The following is a 19749-nucleotide window of genomic DNA, read 5'->3' on the forward strand; positions in this document are numbered from 1 at the left end:
TTATCACAACCTATTATTTTTCATGTAAAGCAAAGTATGAAAGCAAATCGTTAATGCTGCTTTCTAAGCTTTTGGCATACAAGATACTATTGGTTTTGCCAGTTGTAGCCCGGTAACGACCAGCAATTTTTTCAATCACTCCAATAGATTTTTTCTGAGGAATTACTACTTCCCAGGTAGGGTTTTCTTTACCCTTTACTTCATTAATTTCAACGTTAATATTTTCAGGTTTTTTTGACATAAATTCTCCTACTTTATATTTGGATGAAACTTTTTCGCTATAATTTCATCTTCATATCGTTCTGGATGAGGATTGCGAAAAATTGTAAATTTATCTGGTACCGGATCAACTCCACCGCGCACAAAAGGATTGCAACGCAATATCCGGCAAATTCCCATTATTAGTCCTAAAAACGGCCCAAATTTGGTCAATGCATCAACCATATAAGTTGAGCAGGTCGGATAATAACGGCAAGACTTTGGCAAAGCTGGAGAAATAAATCTCTGGTAAATTCTAACTAAATAAATCAGTATTTTTCGCAAATCGAGCCTCCAAAAAATTAGTGGCGCTGATGCTTTTCGATGTTCTTGAGCAAAATCCCAGTACCAAGTGCTACAGCTTCAAGTGGATGATCAGCTGTAAGTACCGGCACTTTAAGGTAATATGAAATCAGCTTGTCAATATTTTTCAAAAGTGCCCCACCACCAGTGAGCATGATGCCGCGATCAATGATATCCGCTGAAAGCTCAGGTGGTGTTTTTTCTAAAACTTCTTTAGTAGACGCAATAATAGTCATTAAGCCGTCGTGGAGTGCTTCCTGAATTTCAGGTGCAGTCACGGTAGCCTGTTTTGGCAGACCATCAACCACGTCACGTCCACGAACAGTGATTGTTTCGTCCTTGTCTGGTTCAAAGGCACTACCAATTTCAATTTTAATTTGTTCAGCGGTGCGTGAGCCAATCAGCAAGTTATGCTTATTTTTGATATAAGAAACAACTGCCTGGTTCATATGATCACCGGCATAGCGCAATGATTGACTGGTAACAATTTCACCCATGGACAGCACAGCAATATCAGTAGTACCACCGCCAATATCTATTACGATGTTGCCTTGAGGTTTAAAAATATCAAGACCAGCACCGACAGCAGCAACTTTAGGCTCAAAATCAAGGTAGACTTTGCCTCCACCAGATTTTTCAGCAGCCTGAATAATCGCCTTCTGTTCAATTGATGTTACTCCTGTAGGAGCACAAATCAAAATATTTGGCTTGGACATAAAGCCCTTGACGTTCAGCTTTTCAATAAAGTAGGACAGCATCGCTTCAGTAATATCAAAATCGGCAATAACACCATTTTTTAAAGGACGAATTACACGGATGTTGCCCGGAGTTCTCCCCACCATCTTGTAAGCTTCTGTCCCAACAGCTACTACTTTATTTGTACTTGTATTAACGGCAACAACTGAGGGCTCATTTAAGACAATTCCCTTGCCGGAAACATTAATGAGCACGTTTGCTGTTCCTAAATCTATTCCTATATCTCTTGCCACGATAATCCTCCATCATATTCAATGTATATTTTACCATAAAGATTTCAAGTTTGTTTGCGACTTTATCCGCTTTACCAAGTCTTAAAAGAAATTACTTAATTGCAAAGAAGTATCAATTAATGTGATTAAAAAATTACCAACAAGAAAACCTAGAGCAATCGCAGCAAAAATCAGCAGCAGCTGTGCTTCAAAGACCCTGTTTTTACGAATTATTTTTTCAATGTGGACACTTTTCATAATCTGAAAGGACAAGCCGATCGTAATTAAATAAATTACTATACTAATTAAGGCATGGACGCCAAGTTGAAACATATTCTTTCTCACTTTTCTTAAGTCACAATAAAAGCGGACGCACAAAGCAGTGCATCCGCTTAAAACTTTAATTCTAATTGTCTGAATTGTAAACACTTATTCGATTGATGGCTCTTCTGAGTGCAACCTGTGCCCTCTCAAGTGATCGCTGGTCATGAGCAGCTTGAGCCTTTTTCAGTGCATTTTGTGCACGTTCTCTAGCTGCCTTAGCCCGAGATACATCAATATTGCCAGCTCGTTCAGCACTGTCAGCAATTATTGTAGCTACGTTATTGGAAAATTCAAAGTAGCCACCGCTAACAGCAATGTGATTGACAACATTATTCATTTCGCGGCTTCTTTTGACTTTAATCTCACCTATCGCCAGTGGAGTCAAAATCGGCAAGTGATTATACATCACTGAACGTTGACCATCAATGGCCCGCATTTCCACAATACTGGAGTGATGAGAAAAAATCAGGCCATCTGGAGTTACAACATTTACCATAAAAAGTTTTTCTGGATCTGCCATTTGACATCACCTTACTTTTCTAATAATGCTTTAGCTTCTGGATCACTAGGAGTTACACCCATTTGCTCAGCCTTCTTTAAAACATCTTCAATTCGGCCTACACTACGGAATGCATCTTCAGGAAGATCATCTAAGTGACCATCCAAAATCATCTTAAAGCCTTTAATTGTTTCCTTAATGGGAACATAAGAACCAGGCACACCAGTAAATTGCTCTGCCACAAAGAAGTTTTGTGATAAGAAAAACTGTACCTTACGAGCACGGCTAACAATGACCTTTTCCTCGTCAGACAACTCATCCATTCCCAAAACGGAAATGATATCTTGCAATTCGTGGTAACGCTGCAAAATATGCTGTACGCCTGTTGCCACTTCATAATGTTCTTGACCGACAATTTCTGGGTCCAAGGCACTGGAAGTCGATTGCAAGGGGTCAACGGCTGGGTATATACCTTGCTCAACTAAGCTACGTTCCAAGTTGGTAGTAGCGTCAAGGTGAGCAAAAGTAGTAGCTGGAGCCGGGTCAGTATAGTCATCGGCCGGCACATAAACCGCCTGAATCGAAGTAATAGAACCCTTCTTAGTTGAAGTAATTCTTTCCTGCAACTGCCCCATTTCAGTAGCTAAAGTTGGCTGATAACCAACGGCACTAGGCATACGTCCTAACAGAGCGGAAACTTCGGAACCAGCCTGAGTAAACCGGAAAATGTTATCAATAAAGAGCAACACGTCTTGGCCTTCAACGTCTCTGAAGTATTCAGCCAAAGTCAAACCAGTCAGCGCTACACGCATTCTGGCACCAGGCGGCTCATTCATCTGACCAAAGACCATGGCTGTTTTGCTTAAAACACCAGATGCTTTCATTTCAAAGTAAAGGTCATTACCTTCACGAGTTCTTTCACCGACTCCGGTAAAGACTGAAATACCACCATGTTCTTGGGCAATGTTGTGAATCAGTTCCTGAATGATCGTGGTCTTACCGACACCGGCACCACCGAACAATCCAACTTTGCCGCCGCGAACATAAGGTTCAAGCAAATCAATAACTTTAATACCAGTTTCAAGAATTTCTTGACTTGTAGTTAGTTCATCATATTTAGGAGCATTCTTATGAATACTGTCACGAGCATGATCTTTGTCAAATTTAGGGCCATTATCAATAGGTTCCCCTAATACATTGAAGACGCGACCCAAAGTATCATTACCAACAGGTACTGAAATAGGGCCACCTGTGTCTTCAACTTTCATGCCCCGTCTAAGGCCATTGGTAGATTCCATGGCAATTGTTCTTAATATACCGTCGCCAAGTTCCAATGTAACTTCCAGAACAACAGATTCATCGTCCGACTTAACGACGCGCAAAGCATTGTCAATATCAGGCAGATTTTTGTCAAGCGGGAATTTGACATCGACAACTGGGCCGATTACTTGAACAACTTCACCTTCACTCAAAACATCTACCTCCTTTTCTTAATTATTTCAAAGCATTAGCACCACTGACAATTTCGGTAATTTCAGTAGTGATTTCTGCTTGTCTTGCACGGTTTAATTTAGTAGTTAAACTCGAAACCAAATCATCAACGTTGTCCGTAGCACTCTGCATTGCAGTCATTGAACTGGCATGCTCTGCAGTTTTAGCATCCAGAATAGCACCGTAAATGGTAGAGCGGGCATATTGAGGAATTAGTGTTGTTAAAACGGCATTAACATCAGGTTCGATATCGTATTCTAAGTCTTTATGAGCTTCAGCTTCTTTGACACCAATATCAATGTCAACGATCGGCAACATTTTTTCAACCCGAAATGCAGATGATAACGAGTTAATGTGGTGGGTATAACAAACATACAGCTCATCATAAACTCCGTTCAAATACATTTTGATCGCAGTTGAAACAATAGGCAAAACTTCATCAAATGTAGGTACATCAGAGATACTGTCATTTTCATAGACAACATTGAGATTGTTTTTCTTGAAAAAGTCAGCACCTACTGACCCAACAGCTAAGACTTTAATATCTTTATGTTCAGTTTTTGAATCCTCAAACAGACCCATCATGTTTTTAATGACAGCACTGTTATAAGATCCGACTAGACCACGGTCACCGGTAATAACCAAATAACCGGTAGAGTTGATCTTTTTGCGTGCCTGGACCATATCGGAAACAATCCCTAAACCAAAGACATTTTCATAGTCAATTTTGCCAATGCTGTCTTCATCAATTGCCACATGCGCTTTACGCAAGTGATTAACTACCTCAGCACTCATCAAGCGTGATAAAGTTTGCCGCACATGATCATTATAGATTGTGTAGCCTTTGTCCCGCTTCTCAGTTTGGTTTAACTTTGAAGCCGAAACCATTCTCATGGCCTCGGTAATTTTACCAGTTTGCTTAACTGAAGCTATTTTTTTCTTCAACGCAAGTAAAGATGCAGGCATATAATTACCTCCTATTATTACTTGGTGAAAAACTATCCGCAAATTTAGAAATTGCTTCTTGTAATTTCTTTTCATCTGGCAGGTCACCAGTCTTACGAATATGTTCTAGTAAATCTGCGTGATTAGTATCGAAGTTGTCGTATAACTCTTTTTCAAACTTGGCAATATCATCAACTGGAACAGAATCAAGATAACCGTGAGTCAAAGCATAAAGAATGACAACTTGTTTTTCAACCGGAATTGGCGTATGCAAAGGCTGTTTCAAAACTTCAACAACTCTTCGTCCACGATTCAGTTTGGCTTGAGTTGCCTGATCCAAATCGCTGCCGAATTGAGCAAAACTTTCCAGTTCATGGTAAGCTGCCAGGTCAGTACGAAGCGTACCAGCAACTTTCTTCATAGCCTTAATTTGAGCACTACCACCAACACGAGAAACTGAGTTACCAGCATCAATCGCTGGACGGGTACCCGCAAAGAACAAATCACTTTGCAGGAAAATTTGGCCGTCAGTAATTGAAATGACGTTAGTTGGAATATATGCTGAAATATCTCCCGCTTCAGTTTGGATAAATGGAATAGCAGTCATTGAGCCGCCACCCAGTTTATCACTCAACTTGGCACTACGTTCTAGTAAACGAGAGTGCAAATAAAAGACATCACCAGGATAGGCTTCACGACCAGGCGGACGACGGAGAAGCAAAGAAAGTTCACGGTATGCAACGGCTTGTTTGGACAGGTCATCAAAGACCACCAAAACATCCTTGCCATTGTACATGAATTCTTCGCCCATAGCTGTTCCGGCATATGGTGCTATATACAGCATCGGTGCCGGCTCACTTGGTCCAGCTTCGACAACAATTGTATAATCCATTGCGCCAAAGCGTTTTAATGTTTCTACTTGTGATCTGACAGTTGATTCCTTTTGACCAATAAAGACATAAATACAAATAACGTCTTGTCCTTTTTGACTCAAAATTGTATCAATTGCCAAACTTGTTTTACCAGTCTTACGGTCACCAATAATTAACTCACGTTGACCGCGACCGATTGGCACCAAAGCATCAATGGCTTTGATACCTGTTTGCAGCGGCTGATTAACTGACTGGCGTTCCATAACACCCGGTGCCGAAGCCTCGATTGGACGAGTCTTTGACGTTTTTATTTCGCCAAGTCCATCAACCGGCTGACCTAGTGGGTTCACAACGCGACCAATTAGTGCGTCTCCAACCGGCACACGCATAATTTCACCGGTTCTTTTGACTTGGTCACCTTCACGAATATCATCAAAATTGCCCAAAATAATGATACCAACATCATTTGATTCCAGGTTTTGTGCAATGCCATAAGAACCATTGTCAAATTCCAATAGCTCGTTGGCCAAAACATTGTTCAATCCGTGAGCCCGGGCGATACCATCACCTATGTATGTAACAACTCCAACTTCATTAATGTCGAGCTTATCATCATAGTGTTCAAGCTGCTGCTTGATTAGAGAGCTAATCTCTTCTGCTTTTATGCTCAATGGTTTCACCTCTTTTAATTTTTATTAATTAACTGCGCACGAATCTTTTTCAGTTTGTTTTTGACTGACCCATCGATTACGCAATCGCCAACTTTTAAAATTACGCCGCCAATAATGCTTTGGTCAACCACATTAGTGAGAATGACTTTTTGCAAATTATATTTTTGGGCATAACCAGCACCTAATTTTTGTAATTGCTCTTGATCAAGTGGCACTGCCGAAACAGCAACACCAGTTTCGATCTTTTGACTTTGGTTATATAAGTCATTAAAACATTTTATTATTTCCGGCAATTCCAAAAAATGATCATAGTCCAGCAATAAATTCAAAAAATTTTGAACTTCTTTGGTCAGACCTTGCTCAATCGCAGAAAGCGATTTTACTTTTTCAGCACTGTTAAAAATCGGGTCGCTAAAAGCTTTCAAAATCTGCGGATAATCTGAGATAGCTTGTGCCAGTTCTTGCAAATCTGCATGAACGGTCTCCAAGGCACCCATATCTTCTGCATAATCAAATAGTGCAGTACCATAGCGTGCAGCAATCTCTTCTGTACTTAAGGCCATTATTTATTCAGCCCCTTAATAAACTGATCAACCAAATCTTTTTGGTCATCAGCAGATAAATTCTTAGAAATTACTTTTTCCGCAATCGTTACAGAAATATCTGCTACTTGTGCACGGGCTTCATCTAAAGCATCAGCTTTTGCCTGAGCAGCAGCAACCTTTGCCTTTTCATGAATTGAAGCCGCGTTATCATTTGCTTCTGCCACAATCTGCGTACTGGTTTTTTCAGCATTCGCCTTTGCATCAGTAAGAATTTGCGTTGCTTCTTGTCTTGAGTTCTTCAAGGCAGCTTCACGCTCATTAGCCAAAACCTCGGCCTTTTTGCGATTGTCTGCAGCCGAATCAAGATCACTGATTACCTTTTGGCGTCTTTTTTCCATCATGTCGGAGACAGGGCCCCAAGCATAATGCTTAACCAAAAGAAGCAAAATTGCGAAAACAATTAAATACCAGAGGGTATTTCCTAGGTAAATATGACCTGCTGAGGCCGCAAATAAAATTTGAAATGTCATTTACTGCCCTTCTCTCTTTTACCTAAATTATTTTAAATAAAATTAAACGAAGAGAATCAGGAAAGCAACAACAATCGCCAAAATAGGAACGGCTTCAATCAAACCAACACCGATAAACATTGTTGATCTCAAGTTACCAGCGCTTTCTGGTTGACGGGCCATGCTCTCAACTGTCTTAGTGATAACTTTACCATTACCCCAAGAAGCTGCTAAAGCAGCGATACCAGCTACGATAGCTGCTGAGATATATTTAAAAGCTTGTGACATATTTAAACCTCCAATAAATTATTCTTTTGTAACCTTTTTTCCAACATAAACCATGGATAAGGTTACGAAAACATATGCCTGGATAGAGCCAATGAAGACAGAGAATCCTTGCCAAATCATAGCAAGCGGTGCTGCTAAAACCAAAGTGACAACACCAAAGCTAGGAGCAAAGCTGTTACCTATTAAAGTTAACAACACTTCACCTGCATAGATATTACCATATAAACGCAAAGATAATGTCAAGAAGTTAGTGACCTCTTCAATCATATTAATGGGAAACAGGAAACTAACAGGTTCGGCATAATTGCGCCAATAGCCACCAGTACCGAATTTTTGCATTCCAAATGTAAATGAAAGAAGCAAGGTCATCATTGCAAATGACATTGTCGTCACTGGGTCCGCAGTAGGAGATTTAACAAAGATATTATCTCCTGCTTTAACCTCTAAGAAGAGGCCTAACTGGTTCATAAACCAAATATAGATGAATAGAACAAAAGCATACAAGGAAAGGTGCTTTCTAGCATCCACATCACTGACATTGTCTTTAACAATACCATCAGTGAAGTCTATCAAATATTCCATGATATTTTGCTTTTTATTCGGTTTCATCTCAACTTTGCGTGATAGCCAGATGCAGACAAACAATACTACAGCAGCCATTAACGTCGAGCCTATGATCCCAGACAGATCAAATGTTAAACCCAGAAATTTAAAAACAAATGATTGCTCCAATTCTTCGTGACCTCCCTTCTCGTGTCCAAATTATCGAACACTCATACAATATTAACACCATTCAATAATTTTGTGAAAAATGTAAGCGAATTTTGCGACTATTTTACCTAAAAACAGTTATTTAGTACCAAATAGCCTGTCGCCGGCATCCCCCAAACCTGGTGTAATATAGCCGTTTGGCAGCAATTTTTCATCTTCTGCAGCAGCATAAATATCAACGTCTGGATTTTCTTCTTGAATAGCTTTAACGCCTTCAGGAGCAGCTACCAGTACAGCCAGCTTAATAACTTTGACGCCGCGCTTTTTAAGCGCACCAATCGCCATATTAGCAGAACCACCAGTAGCAAGCATTGGATCTACGACCAAACATTCACGTTCGGCCACATCTTTTGGCATTTTACAGAAATACTCATGTGGCGTAAGGGTTTCTTCATCCCGGTACATGCCAATTACTCCCACCTTAGCTGACGGAATCATTTCCATAACACCATTAAGCATACCAATACCGGCACGTAAAATTGGCACAATCGTCAATTTTTTGCCGGCAATCTCTTTTTGAGTGGTCTTGCCAATCGGTGTTTCAATTTCAACATCTTTTAGCGGCAAATCTCTGGTAATTTCATAAGTCATCAGTCCCCCGATTTCACCGACTATCCGCCGAAACTCGTTGGAACTCGTCTCCTTACGCCTAATAATTGTTAACTTGTGTTGAATTAACGGATGATTCAAAACCGTAAATTTGCCCATCTTTTTCCTCCTATAAACATAATTACGTTTACGAGTATTTTAATAAAAAAAACAAAGGGTTTAAAGTCCTTTGCTAGTAAATTTTTATTTTGTCTGATAATGATGACCCGCAGCTGCTTTATTTAGCCGGTTCATGTAGGCTAGGGTGTCTTCGCTGCCGTTAAATCCCTGCACAAAAATTTGTTTAATCTCCGGCTTATCGTCGAAGTAACGCAAGCCCCCAAATAGGTTATGATCGGCATCTGCTAAATTTTTGCCTAGATTAAATTTATTAACTGCTGGCAACTTGATTTTGTTAAGCACATCAGCTAAAGCCATTACGCCAGTCGCACTAGTTAATTCTATATTTGCAAAGTCCTGCGGATCATCTACAACGACTACAGGAGCGCTAGGAGCATAATGACGATATTTCATCCCCGGAGCTTTGGGCACATCCTTATCAGAAACTTTGCCACTGTTAATTAAAACTTTTTCACCCAAGGCATTACTCAACTCCTCTGGTGTGATTGCACCAGGACGTAAAACGACTGGCGTGGGAACAGAGAGGTCAATAATTGTTGATTCCAACCCCACTTCTGTAGGTCCGCCATCAATAATCCCGGCAATTTTACCTTTTAAGTCATGATAAACATGCTGGGCAGTAGTTGGACTGGGCTTAGTTGATGTATTTGCGGAAGGCCCGACAATTGGATAGCCTAATTTACTGATCAATTCATGAGTCAGCTTATCATTGGGGCAACGAAAAGCAACGGTGTCAAGGCCACCTGTTACAGCTTTAGGTAAACTATCCGGTTTAACATAAAGCAAGAGAGTTAGCGGACCAGGCCAAAATTTTTTGATTAATTTTTGAGCACGTTCTGGAACTTCTTTGGCATATTTAGACATCATTTGAGCATCAGAGACTGTCACAATTAAGGGATTGTCACTAGGACGACCTTTAGCTGCGTATACATTTTTAACGGCTTGCTCATTTGTAGCAATCGCACCTAAGCCATAAACGGTTTCAGTGGGAAAAGCAACTAACTCCCCTTCAGCAAGCAATTTTACTGCATCATCTATTTGATCTTGTGAAAAAATTTTGGTTTCCATCATTTATGCCACTTTCCCTTAACCATACGCGGTTTCCCGGCTAAATCTTTTTTAAATTCAATAGTAAAATCAGGCAGTTCCTCAGCAAATAATTCAGCCAGCTGGTCTTTTTCGCTAAAGCCAAACTCCAGGAAAAATTCTCCGCCACTAATTAAATGATCGCGCACCTGTTTAACAAATTTTTGATAAAATTCAATGCCGTTTTTACCACCAAAAAGCGCTTCTTTTGGTTCATTTTGCAGAACATTTTGGTCCATCACGTCTTTTTCTGTTTCCTTAATATAGGGAGGATTAGAAATAATTTTATCGAATTTTTCCAGTCCGATTAAGATATTGGCTTTACGGACAGTGACATCGACTTTATGAATTAAAAAGTTTTCTTCGCTTGTTCTTAAGGCAGCATCGGTGACATCGGAAGCGTATAAATCAAGATTCGTAATTTGCTTTTTGGCAGCTTCTTTAGCTAGAGCTACAGTAATGCATCCAGAACCGGTACCTAAATCAAGCACTTTGTCATCATTAGCTAGATTCTCGAGAGCCCATTCAACCAATTCTTCTGTTTCAAAGCGGGGTATTAAAACGCCGCGTTTTACTAAAATCTTGTAGCCAAAAAACCAGGAATAACCCAAAATATACTGAGGTGATATTCCTTTAGCCAGCTTGCGCACATCATTTTGTGCCTGTTTAACCTGCTGTGGTGTTAGTTCCATATCTTGTTTTAACTGGAACTCACTGGGACTCAGCTGCAATCTTTCAGCCAGCAAAAAAGCGATGTCTTCCGGCCTTTCTTCTGGTGCCGTTTCCGCAGCCCAAATTCTCAGACTTTTTAAAGTGTCAATCTTAGACATTTTGTTCAGCCAGCTCCTCTAGTTGCTTAGTTTGGTTATACAAAATCAAAGCATCAATTATTTCGTCAAGTTCACCGTTCATTACCCTATCAAGTTTATTAAGCGTCAAGCCGATACGATGATCAGTCACACGGTTTTGCGGGTAGTTATAAGTTCTGATGCGCTCTGACCTGTCACCAGTCCCGACAGCATTTTTGCGTTTAGCATCATACTTGTCCCGATTTTGACTTTCATAATAATCATAGACACGAGATTTTAAAATTTGCATCGCTTTTTCCCGGTTTTGCTGCTGACTACGTTGATCCTGCATTGCGACAACGATTCCTGTCGGCAAGTGCGTCATACGCACAGCACTCGATGTTTTGTTAATATGCTGACCGCCGGCACCACTGGAACGATAGACATCAACTCTAATATCTTTGGGATCTAAATCAAGGTCAACCTGCTCATATTCAGGCATTACGGCAACAGTTGCCGTTGAAGTATGAACACGACCTTGAGATTCGGTCACAGGAACTCTTTGCACACGGTGAGCGCCGTTTTCATATTTAAGCTTAGAATAAACCTTGTTGCCAGTAATCATAATGGCAACCCGTTTATAACCGCCAACTTCGGTTGGCTCACTGTCGACAATAGAAACCTGCCAGTTTTGTCTTTCTGCATATTTTTCATACATTCTGAGCAAATCGCCAGCAAATAAGGAAGCTTCATCTCCACCAGCTGCTCCCCTAATTTCCATAATGATATCTTTATCATCATTAGGATCCTTTGGCAGCATTAAAATCTTGATTTCATCTTCCAGTTTAGCAATATCCTGCTCTAAATCATTATTTTCTTCTTTGGCCATTTCTACCAGATCAGAATCATTTTCATTAGCAATAATATCCTTGTTATCAGAAATTTCTTTTTTATCAGCCTTATATTTGCGGTATTTTTCAACTACATCTCGCAAATCTGCTTCTTCTTTAGAAACCTCCATGTACCTTTTAGTATCATTGATAACTTCTGGGTCAGCCATCATTTCCTGTAATTCATCATAATGAGCAACAAGACTTTCAAGCTGTGCCATAATCTTATCCATGTTGTTCTAATTCCTTCCTATCTTTCTTGCTCCGGGTGAAAATAATGAAACCGACAAACCGGGTAATAACTTTCATCCCCGCCAATTTGAACCTGTTCGCCTTCATAAACCGGTTTACCATTGTGTATCCGCTGATTCATTGTAGCCTTTCTACCGCAGTAGTGGCAAATCGTTTTGATCTCTTTTATTTTATCAGCAAAAATCAATAAATTCTTGGTTCCTTCAAATAAATTATTTTGAAAGTCGTTTTTTAAGCCAAATGTCATTACCGGAATACCCAAATCGTCCACTATTTGTGCGCATTCCACCACATGATGACGCTCTAAAAACTGAGCTTCATCAACAAACACGCAGGCAATCGCGCCATCTCCACGTACTTTTTCCTGCTCATTCAACTTTTTTATATAAGCAAAAATATCAAAATCATGGTCAATTGGAACTGCATCTCTGTGAAGTCCAATTCTTGAGGCCACAGTTCCAACTCCGCTGCGATCATCAATTCCACTGGTTAACAAAGCAATTTTACGACCTTGAGCTTCATAGTTATGAGCATCCTTTAGTATCTCTAAAGTTTTGCCACTGCTCATCGTGCCATACTCAAAAAATAATTGTGCCATTTTTGCTCCTTTATTTCATTTAAATTCACCTAACTAATCTAGTATAATGTAAAAATTAAATATGTGTAGTTAAATGGTTAAAAACTCGTTTTCAGTTTGTGGCTATGCTATAGTTGATAATGATTTTAAAGCGAGGGAAGAAAATGAGTTTTAAGTCTGTAATAGCAAAAAGCGCGGGTAAATCAAGTTACTGGTTTTTACATAATGTTTTAAAGGGCGGTACTAGTTTTCCCGGCAAGTTGGCAATGGACCTGGATCCTGAAATTTTAAAAACACTGGCTGATGGCTATGAAACCGTTATTGTTACAGGTACAAATGGCAAGACCATGACTACAGCTTTGATCGTTGCTGCACTGCGGGAAAAATATGGCGATGTTTTGACCAATCCATCGGGTTCCAACATGCAACAAGGAATTGTGACAGCCTTTTTAGCACACAAAAAGAAAAAATCTTCAAGACCAATTGCAGTGTTAGAAGTTGACGAAGCAAATGTCAAAATGGTGACAGAACTGCTTCATCCCAGCGTTTTTGTTTTAACCAATATTTTTCGCGACCAAATGGATCGCTATGGTGAAATATACACTACCTACGATAAAATTGTTGAAGGCATTAAATTAGCACCTAAAGCTACTATTATTGCCAACGGTGATGCCAGTATCTTTTCTTCAGTCGACTTACCCAATCCTAAAATTTTTTATGGCTTTAAACTGCCTAGTGATGAACCGCAAAATGACAGCAAGGCCCCTGTCAATACGGATGGCATCTTATGCCCTAAGTGTGATCATATCTTACATTATCATGAACGTATTTATGCCAATTTGGGAGACTTTTTCTGTCCTAACTGCAACCATCACAGACCCGAATTAACCTATTCTGTTAACAAAATTATTGAGCAGTCACCAAATAAACTCAAATTTCAAATGGGCAAAAAAGACTACAGCATTAACATTGGCGGAACTTACAATATTTATAATGCTCTAGCTGCCTATTCTGTGGCACGCTATTTTGACCTGAGCGAAGAAGAAATTGCTCAGGCTTTTGCAAAAAACAAGCGGATTTTTGGCAGACAAGAATTAATTAAATATGAAGGAAAAGAGATTGACCTGATCTTAGTTAAAAATCCGGTTGGTCTAGATGAAGTGCTGCACATGCTTAACACTGAAAAAGATGATTATTCTTTAGTAGCATTGCTTAATGCCAACCACGCTGACGGCATCGACACTTCCTGGATTTGGGATGGTCAGTTTGAAGACCTCAACCATAAACAAATTAAAAAAATTCTGGTTGGTGGAGAGCGCTGGCACGACATGGGCTTTCGTCTGGAAGTTGCCGGTTTTGACCCGGGCAAAATGGTTACCTGCACCGACAATGAGGAAGTAATTGCCAATATTGCTAATTTACCAACGAAAAAGGTTTACATTTTGTCTACCTATACTGCTATGCTCTCTTTACGCAAGACTATGGCTGAGAAAAAGATGATTAAGGCTGGGATGTAAAAGTAACAGTAATATAAATTGAAAACCCGCAAAGTGTGCAATGAAACATTTTGCGGGTTATTTTTATTTTGTATTTTGTGCTAAGTTAAAGATCTTGACGTTGTTTTCTTGCGCTATTTTTTCGTTAAAGTTGTGAGCCACTTTAATAACAATTGAAGGCAGTTGGTAAATTAAGCGGTGTACTTCATCAGCATTTTGATGATCCAGGCTAGAGGTAATTTCATCTAGTAAAAAGATCTTCTTATGACGCAGCAGTCCTCTGGCAACAGCCAGTCTCTGCGCTTGCCCACCTGAAAGGTTTTTGCCTTGTTCCTTAATTTCAAAATCCAGTGCTTTGCTACCTAGCTCTTTGTATAAACCTACCTTTTTCAGAGAAGCAACTAATTCTTCGTCTGTGAAATTTTGCAAAAGAGAAAGATTTTCCCGAATCGTTCCTGCAAATAACCAAATATTCTGTGAAATAAACACAAAATCTGAATATTTCAATTTGTGTCCGCCAAATTTCACATCACCCATTTCAATTGGAATGTATCCTGCTATTGCATTTAGCAAAGTCGATTTGCCAACACCCGAGGGTCCAGTAATAATCATTTTGTCGTTTTCATTTAGGCTTAAAGACAGGTTTTTAAAAATTTCTCGGTCACCACGTTTAACCGACAGGTTTTCAACAACCAGTTTATGGTCAGCGACTGGCTGAGCAATTTTTTGATCTGTTTTTGTTTCAGTCCAATAAATCTTTCTAATTCCTTCTGTACTTTGAATTTGAGTTTCAAAATTAGTCAGTTGCCGAAAGCCACCAACCACGTGATCCGCAGTAAGAGTCAAGGTAAGAATCGTACTTACTGTGACCCCTAAGAAGTTGTTTTTGGCCATCCAAAGCCCTATGAAAATCGGAGTTAAAGTTATTAATATGGCAAATAACCAGGAAATAAACTGCAGAACACATTGGAAAGCATTCAATTGGTAATATCTTTGTTCCTCATCGTGCAAAGAATGATCAAATTTCTGCATAAATAGTTTTTTAACGCCAAAATTCATAATTTCAAAACGCCCTGCAAATAAGTCACGCGTAATCGCCAAAAAATTGGAATTAGAATGACTCCACATGTCTGTCTTAATTTTCATCTTTTCTTTCCCCAAATAACTGGGAAGAAGCGACATGAACGATAAAATTAAATAAATCAGACTAAAACCGGATTAGTCATTAATACTACAACTGTAGAAGATATGACTGTCATCAAACTTTGAAAAAGCAATAAAAGCGGCTCAAAATACTTTTCTTCTATCTGTTTGGAAATACTAGTCATGTTGTTCAAAACTTCAGATGAATCCAAATTAGGATTGTTAAATGAACTGGCAAAATTTGCCCTAAAATAAATGCCTTTTATCTTTTCATTTAAAGTCTGAATTGCTTTTTGCATTAACAGGCTAAATAAGAAAAGAGAAACATAAACGGTTAAATATGATAAAACTGCGGCTATGCCAAATACGATCAAACTGTGACCATCTTTGACGTTAAGTCTGGGAATATAACCTAAAATATAACCATTTAATACTCCTTCAAAAGAACTGGTAACACCAAAGATAAATAAAGAAATTATCATCCAGGGATTAAGATTTTGCAAAACCCATTTTAGTGTGACATTTACCTCTTTCTTGTTCATGCTTTTACCTCATATTAGCTTAAGTTATTTAGTTTGTAATTATAGCAAGATTAAAAACAAATGACTATCACATGTGAGTAAGAGGTTAATTTTTTCAGGTAAGTGGTTTAAAAAAGGATGTGGTACATATAACATTTGTTAGATCTGATGGATGTTTTGTGGATTTTAAAAGCTAAAGTTACAAAAAAACGATAAATTCAAATTAAAATTTATCATTTTATTAGTATAAGAAAATTAAATTTTTTAAATAACTATATTGAAGTTAGACTCAAGAAGTGTGGTTTTATTAAAAGTTTGCTTTCTTAACAAATCTATTTTTATCTACAATGTAATATTTTTTATTTTTAATTTTGACGGGATCACCATATGTTTTTACAGTTGAACCTTTTTTCAAAACTTTCTTATTCTTGCGATCACCATACTGATTATAAAGGTAGGCATTATGTTTTAATTTACGGACAACAGGATCAACATTACCGGCAGCAATGTAATATTTTATGTTGCTATTGGCCTTATCATTTAGAACGTAAAAATTCCGTCCGCTGATAGTCGTTTTACCACAGGTCATTAGTTGCGAACCAATTTTTAAAACAATTTGGTTTGCACGATTACCAGTATTGTCATAAAGATAAGCATTGTGCATCAACACTACAGTCTTTTCACTGCTTGAATCCTTATTATTGTTTTCGTCTTTGTCCTTATTTTCATCATTATTCTCCACTGGATTTGTCGGCTCAACCGGAACGGGATTAGGAGCAGGATTATTATTGTCGGTATCATCTGGTGGTGTTACTAGTTTCTTCCAAGTATAAGCACCCGGCTTGAGAGATCCATCTTGACTTTTTTGAATTAATTCAGCAGTAGTTAGTTGAGGCTCGTTATTATTATTGGGTAATCGCCATTTGTTGATAAAATTTTCTTTATTTGGTGTTTTTTCAGGATTTGGTTGCCCCAAAGCCACATCGGTACTTAATTTTGTTTTTGAGCCTAAAACTAAAGTAGTTATACCTGGTGCGTATTGGTATACTACCTTGCCGTTCACAATAGCCCCCACTGGTAGAGTCAAATCATTTGCCAGCATATTTTTCATATTGGGACTTTGGGTAGTATCAAACGAACTCAAATCCAAGTAGTTGAGGCTAATCAAGTAACTAAGCATATCTGCCATGTCAGTCACTTTTTCAGTATTGAAATGACTTAAATCAAGTTCAGTTAAATTATAATCACCATGAAACATATTTTTCATTGAAGTTACAGAACTGGTATTAAGATTTTTGACTCCATCAATTTTAGTAAGATTTGCACAGCCATTAAACATAAAAGTCATATCTTTGACATTTTTTGCATTGGAAGCAAAATTACCACCAATATTTAATGATCCGTCATCACCATCTATGAACATATCCGTAAACATGTAACTCATATCAGTAACTGCAGAAGTGTCCCAGCTTGATAAATCAAGAGACTTAATTTTACTGGCATAAAACATCCCTTTCATGCTAGTTACTTCTGAAGTATCAATGTTACTTAGACCACTGATCTCTGTGAGATTTATTAAACGCTCATCCTTTACAAATCGAAACCAATAGCCAAAGTCGCCTACTAGTTTTAAATGCTGGTCAAATTGGATCTTCTTTACGTTTTTTAAAATATCTGGGTCTGCAAATGCACCCGCGCCATTGTCTGTACCCTTAATTGTACCGGCACCCACTTTTAATGTGTTATTTGAAGGATCATAACTCCATTCAGGACCGTCAGCACCCCATTTGCCAGACTTGACAACAGTTGATTCATCTTGAGTTTGTACAGAATTTTTTTGTTTTTGAGAATCATCATCTACTCTTTTATCCAGTTCTTGATAACCAATTTTAATAGATCCAAATGTGTTTTTATTGCCCGCTGACGGCATTTTATTTGCAAGAGTTTGGTTTGACTTTTCCGCTGAATCATTAGCTTTGACAACATTGTTGTTAGCATAAAGAAAAATACTTAAGCCTGCAAAAGCCATACTGCAACTGATAAAAATTTTCTTATATTTGCTTGTAATCATATTTATATTCCTTTAATTTAATAATTTAAAAACTATTATTTTATATTCAATTTTAAATATATCACAAGAAGTATAAAAAGCACTGAATCTGCTTAATTATGCATTTAACCAAACAGCATATAGATATTCACAATATTATATACCCCTAAAAACTATAAAAATTATAGCAACTATAAACTTAAATATTAACTGTAGTTATAAAAGTAGTACTTTTTATTTAATATTTATAATTTGCTAATTCATCAGTTAAGTTTTTTAGAAACATATCATTTCTATATTGATTAAAATACTACAGCAACTGGAATTTAAGAATTAAAACTTCTCCAATTTGGCCGTAAATAAGATTAGTGAATATCATTTACGGTATTAACAATGTACGATAAAATTAAAGTATACTTGATTAGAAATTAATTATAAATCTAAAAATCGTCAATAATTTTTGCTATCAGGTATTTCTGTCCACCACGCCAATGACAACAAACCTACGGCAATATCGCTTCAGGAGGAAGTAATGGCTAAATTTAAGAAAACCCTTTCAATTGGCACCACTATTTTAGCGGCACTGACAATTGCAGGTTGTTCTAGCAATAAAACTAGTAAGGGAAGTGCTAACAAACCTGTTAAAACCACTCACCAGCAAAAGAAACCGAAGCCAAAAGTTGCAGACTATCCCAATATTAAAGACGCGGAAGCTGACCTCAGTAAAGGTAAAAATTTAAAAGGCAAGACGGTACAATTCAAAATTAAAAAATTTGAACCTCAAAGTTCCTTCGGTTACAACATGGAAACCGGCAAACATCTTAATTTTGTTAGTCCAGAAAATCCCAACGCTAAAAAGGGAGATACTGTTTTTCTAAAAATCAAAAAAGTAAAATCGGTACTTGGGTCCTTTGTCATCACCTATTCTGATCTATCTAAAGTAAATTAATGATTACAATCTCGAAAGCTTTGTAATATTTTTAAAGACCTGAAAAATATAGGAGGAAGTAATGAAAAAACGTAAGAACATTTTGTCAGTAGCTACTATTTGCTTAACAGCCTTATTCTTAGTTGGTTGCTCTAACAATAGCAATGGTAATAAGTCTGACAGCAATAACCCAAAAAGCAGCCAAAAAGCGAAGAAAACAAACACTCAAAAAACTTCTTTTAGGAAATCTTTTGACAAAATCCAAGTCGGTGACGTCATGCAGCAAGGTAATGGTGGAAGCACTCTTAAAGATGTGAAAAACATTTTGGGTCAGCCAAATTCGATTTCATCAACTGAGGTTAAAGGCTTTAAGGTAAAATCATATTCTTGGAGTAAATATGGGTCTACAATAATGGTTCAATTTAGTCATAAAAAGGCTATCACCAAAACAGTCTCGGGCTTTAAATGGAGCCGCAACAGCACTAAGCTAACGCTTAAAGCATTTAATTCAATAAAAACAGGCAGTTCTTACAGTACACTTGTCAAAACTTATGGTGAACCCGATGGATTGAACGAAAATGTCGTTTTAGGAAAGAAAAATGTAACCGCGGTTTACTTCACTGGAATTAAAGCAAAAAGTGCAGGAGCAAATGCCAGTTTCACATTTGCCGATGATAAACTAGTGTCTAAAACTGAAACTAATTTAAAATAAAGCAGTTTTTATTAAAAGAAAAATAAAACTACAATAGTTGTCTAGCTTTTGGTGCTTAGTACATATGGTTTGTATGAACTGTAGCAAGAAGTTAAGAAATAAGGGTAAATGGAATGTCAAATGTCCATTACAA

Annotated in this window: 23 protein-coding genes; 3 read left to right on the forward strand and 20 right to left on the reverse strand. The window is 38.0% G+C overall.

The genetic code is table 11. The annotated features are described in order from the left end of the window. Positions 1-13: 13 nt before the first annotated feature. From H3U49_RS02635 to H3U49_RS02715, 17 genes are all read right to left on the reverse strand, one after another. Entirely contained in the window at positions 14-241 is a 228-nt protein-coding gene (locus tag H3U49_RS02635; protein ID WP_046331982.1) for a DUF2969 domain-containing protein, read from the reverse strand. An 8-nt stretch (positions 242-249) separates the two neighbouring features. Further along, a complete protein-coding gene (gene yidD / locus H3U49_RS02640; protein ID WP_046331981.1) occupies positions 250-543 on the reverse strand; it encodes a membrane protein insertion efficiency factor YidD in 294 nt (97 codons plus the stop codon). A 17-nt stretch (positions 544-560) separates the two neighbouring features. Beyond that, positions 561-1550 carry a rod shape-determining protein gene (locus H3U49_RS02645; RefSeq protein WP_045927967.1) on the reverse strand — a complete coding sequence of 330 codons (990 nt, stop codon included), beginning with the start codon at positions 1548-1550 and terminating at the stop codon, positions 561-563. Positions 1551-1631: 81 nt separating this feature from the next. Continuing rightward, positions 1632-1862: a DUF1146 family protein gene (locus H3U49_RS02650; protein WP_198179414.1), complete on the reverse strand. Its 231-nt coding sequence runs from the start codon at positions 1860-1862 to the stop codon at positions 1632-1634. A 73-nt stretch (positions 1863-1935) separates the two neighbouring features. Next, on the reverse strand, positions 1936-2373 hold the full coding sequence (locus H3U49_RS02655; RefSeq protein ID WP_046331979.1) for a F0F1 ATP synthase subunit epsilon: 438 nt from the start codon (positions 2371-2373) through the stop codon (positions 1936-1938). An 11-nt stretch (positions 2374-2384) separates the two neighbouring features. After that, entirely contained in the window at positions 2385-3824 is a 1440-nt protein-coding gene (gene atpD, locus H3U49_RS02660) for a F0F1 ATP synthase subunit beta (RefSeq protein WP_046331978.1), read from the reverse strand. Between the two features lie 22 nt (positions 3825-3846). Further along, complete coding sequence (locus tag H3U49_RS02665) at positions 3847-4809, reverse strand: F0F1 ATP synthase subunit gamma (protein WP_198179416.1); 963 nt, start codon at positions 4807-4809, stop codon at positions 3847-3849. A gap of 4 nt (positions 4810-4813) precedes the next feature. Beyond that, the gene (gene atpA, locus H3U49_RS02670; RefSeq protein ID WP_198179418.1) at positions 4814-6331 is read right to left on the reverse strand and encodes a F0F1 ATP synthase subunit alpha; all 1518 of its coding nucleotides are present in this window, start codon (positions 6329-6331) and stop codon (positions 4814-4816) included. Positions 6332-6345: 14 nt separating this feature from the next. Next, complete coding sequence (atpH, locus tag H3U49_RS02675; protein ID WP_198179420.1) at positions 6346-6894, reverse strand: ATP synthase F1 subunit delta; 549 nt, start codon at positions 6892-6894, stop codon at positions 6346-6348. After that, positions 6894-7406 (reverse strand): F0F1 ATP synthase subunit B, encoded by a 513-nt coding sequence (gene atpF / locus H3U49_RS02680; protein WP_046331974.1) that lies wholly within the window; start codon positions 7404-7406, stop codon positions 6894-6896. The genes atpH and atpF overlap by 1 nt, the downstream gene beginning before the upstream one ends. A 42-nt stretch (positions 7407-7448) precedes the next feature. Beyond that, complete coding sequence (gene atpE / locus H3U49_RS02685) at positions 7449-7673, reverse strand: F0F1 ATP synthase subunit C (RefSeq protein WP_034981200.1); 225 nt, start codon at positions 7671-7673, stop codon at positions 7449-7451. An 18-nt stretch (positions 7674-7691) separates the two neighbouring features. Further along, on the reverse strand, positions 7692-8405 hold the full coding sequence (gene atpB / locus H3U49_RS02690) for a F0F1 ATP synthase subunit A (protein WP_046331973.1): 714 nt from the start codon (positions 8403-8405) through the stop codon (positions 7692-7694). A gap of 117 nt (positions 8406-8522) precedes the next feature. Further along, positions 8523-9152: a uracil phosphoribosyltransferase gene (gene upp, locus H3U49_RS02695; protein WP_198179422.1), complete on the reverse strand. Its 630-nt coding sequence runs from the start codon at positions 9150-9152 to the stop codon at positions 8523-8525. A gap of 84 nt (positions 9153-9236) precedes the next feature. Further along, complete coding sequence (locus H3U49_RS02700) at positions 9237-10241, reverse strand: L-threonylcarbamoyladenylate synthase (RefSeq protein WP_198179586.1); 1005 nt, start codon at positions 10239-10241, stop codon at positions 9237-9239. Then, positions 10241-11089: a peptide chain release factor N(5)-glutamine methyltransferase gene (prmC, locus tag H3U49_RS02705; RefSeq protein WP_198179424.1), complete on the reverse strand. Its 849-nt coding sequence runs from the start codon at positions 11087-11089 to the stop codon at positions 10241-10243. Before prmC ends, H3U49_RS02700 begins: the two co-directional genes overlap by 1 nt. After that, positions 11082-12170 carry a peptide chain release factor 1 gene (gene prfA, locus H3U49_RS02710; RefSeq protein ID WP_046331970.1) on the reverse strand — a complete coding sequence of 363 codons (1089 nt, stop codon included), beginning with the start codon at positions 12168-12170 and terminating at the stop codon, positions 11082-11084. The genes prmC and prfA overlap by 8 nt, the downstream gene beginning before the upstream one ends. Positions 12171-12187: 17 nt before the next feature. Next, positions 12188-12787: a thymidine kinase gene (locus H3U49_RS02715; protein ID WP_198179425.1), complete on the reverse strand. Its 600-nt coding sequence runs from the start codon at positions 12785-12787 to the stop codon at positions 12188-12190. 143 nt (positions 12788-12930) lie between these two features. Here H3U49_RS02715 and H3U49_RS02720 point away from each other — a divergent pair, with 143 nt between their 5' ends. Further along, positions 12931-14283, forward strand: a complete 1353-nt coding sequence (locus H3U49_RS02720; RefSeq protein ID WP_198179426.1) for a Mur ligase family protein — start codon at positions 12931-12933, stop codon at positions 14281-14283. A 63-nt stretch (positions 14284-14346) separates the two neighbouring features. Here H3U49_RS02720 and H3U49_RS02725 read toward each other — a convergent pair whose 3' ends face one another. The 3 genes from H3U49_RS02725 to H3U49_RS02735 form a co-directional block, all read right to left on the reverse strand. Next, the gene (locus tag H3U49_RS02725; protein ID WP_198179427.1) at positions 14347-15408 is read right to left on the reverse strand and encodes an ABC transporter ATP-binding protein; all 1062 of its coding nucleotides are present in this window, start codon (positions 15406-15408) and stop codon (positions 14347-14349) included. 56 nt (positions 15409-15464) lie between these two features. Further along, positions 15465-15947, reverse strand: coding sequence for an ABC transporter ATP-binding protein (locus tag H3U49_RS02730; protein ID WP_198179428.1), 483 nt, complete (start codon positions 15945-15947; stop codon positions 15465-15467). 286 nt (positions 15948-16233) lie between these two features. Further along, positions 16234-17997, reverse strand: coding sequence for a BspA family leucine-rich repeat surface protein (locus H3U49_RS02735; protein ID WP_198179429.1), 1764 nt, complete (start codon positions 17995-17997; stop codon positions 16234-16236). A 511-nt stretch (positions 17998-18508) separates the two neighbouring features. Between H3U49_RS02735 and H3U49_RS02740 the strand changes: the two genes are divergently transcribed. Further along, positions 18509-18925: a hypothetical protein gene (locus H3U49_RS02740; protein ID WP_198179431.1), complete on the forward strand. Its 417-nt coding sequence runs from the start codon at positions 18509-18511 to the stop codon at positions 18923-18925. Positions 18926-18986: 61 nt separating this feature from the next. Next, positions 18987-19616 (forward strand): DUF3862 domain-containing protein, encoded by a 630-nt coding sequence (locus H3U49_RS02745; RefSeq protein WP_198179433.1) that lies wholly within the window; start codon positions 18987-18989, stop codon positions 19614-19616. Positions 19617-19749: the final 133 nt, after the last annotated feature.

Source organism: Lactobacillus sp. W8174, assembly GCF_016100975.1.
Lineage (GTDB): Bacteria > Bacillota > Bacilli > Lactobacillales > Lactobacillaceae > Lactobacillus > Lactobacillus juensis.

Bases quoted from the DNA above. Each gene is read 5' to 3' on its own strand.
- H3U49_RS02635 (WP_046331982.1), bottom strand. From the start codon at position 241: ATGTCAAAAAAACCTGAAAATATTAACGTTGAAATTAATGAAGTAAAG.
- H3U49_RS02650 (WP_198179414.1), bottom strand. From the start codon at position 1,862: ATGTTTCAACTTGGCGTCCATGCCTTAATTAGTATAGTAATTTATTTA.
- H3U49_RS02655 (WP_046331979.1), bottom strand. From the start codon at position 2,373: ATGGCAGATCCAGAAAAACTTTTTATGGTAAATGTTGTAACTCCAGAT.
- H3U49_RS02665 (WP_198179416.1), bottom strand. From the start codon at position 4,809: ATGCCTGCATCTTTACTTGCGTTGAAGAAAAAAATAGCTTCAGTTAAG.
- atpH (WP_198179420.1), bottom strand. From the start codon at position 6,894: ATGGCCTTAAGTACAGAAGAGATTGCTGCACGCTATGGTACTGCACTA.
- atpF (WP_046331974.1), bottom strand. From the start codon at position 7,406: ATGACATTTCAAATTTTATTTGCGGCCTCAGCAGGTCATATTTACCTA.
- atpE (WP_034981200.1), bottom strand. From the start codon at position 7,673: ATGTCACAAGCTTTTAAATATATCTCAGCAGCTATCGTAGCTGGTATC.
- upp (WP_198179422.1), bottom strand. From the start codon at position 9,152: ATGGGCAAATTTACGGTTTTGAATCATCCGTTAATTCAACACAAGTTA.
- H3U49_RS02700 (WP_198179586.1), bottom strand. From the start codon at position 10,241: ATGGAAACCAAAATTTTTTCACAAGATCAAATAGATGATGCAGTAAAA.
- prmC (WP_198179424.1), bottom strand. From the start codon at position 11,089: ATGTCTAAGATTGACACTTTAAAAAGTCTGAGAATTTGGGCTGCGGAA.
- prfA (WP_046331970.1), bottom strand. From the start codon at position 12,170: ATGGATAAGATTATGGCACAGCTTGAAAGTCTTGTTGCTCATTATGAT.
- H3U49_RS02715 (WP_198179425.1), bottom strand. From the start codon at position 12,787: ATGGCACAATTATTTTTTGAGTATGGCACGATGAGCAGTGGCAAAACT.
- H3U49_RS02720 (WP_198179426.1), top strand. From the start codon at position 12,931: ATGAGTTTTAAGTCTGTAATAGCAAAAAGCGCGGGTAAATCAAGTTAC.
- H3U49_RS02725 (WP_198179427.1), bottom strand. From the start codon at position 15,408: ATGAAAATTAAGACAGACATGTGGAGTCATTCTAATTCCAATTTTTTG.
- H3U49_RS02730 (WP_198179428.1), bottom strand. From the start codon at position 15,947: ATGAACAAGAAAGAGGTAAATGTCACACTAAAATGGGTTTTGCAAAAT.
- H3U49_RS02735 (WP_198179429.1), bottom strand. From the start codon at position 17,997: ATGATTACAAGCAAATATAAGAAAATTTTTATCAGTTGCAGTATGGCT.
- H3U49_RS02740 (WP_198179431.1), top strand. From the start codon at position 18,509: ATGGCTAAATTTAAGAAAACCCTTTCAATTGGCACCACTATTTTAGCG.
- H3U49_RS02745 (WP_198179433.1), top strand. From the start codon at position 18,987: ATGAAAAAACGTAAGAACATTTTGTCAGTAGCTACTATTTGCTTAACA.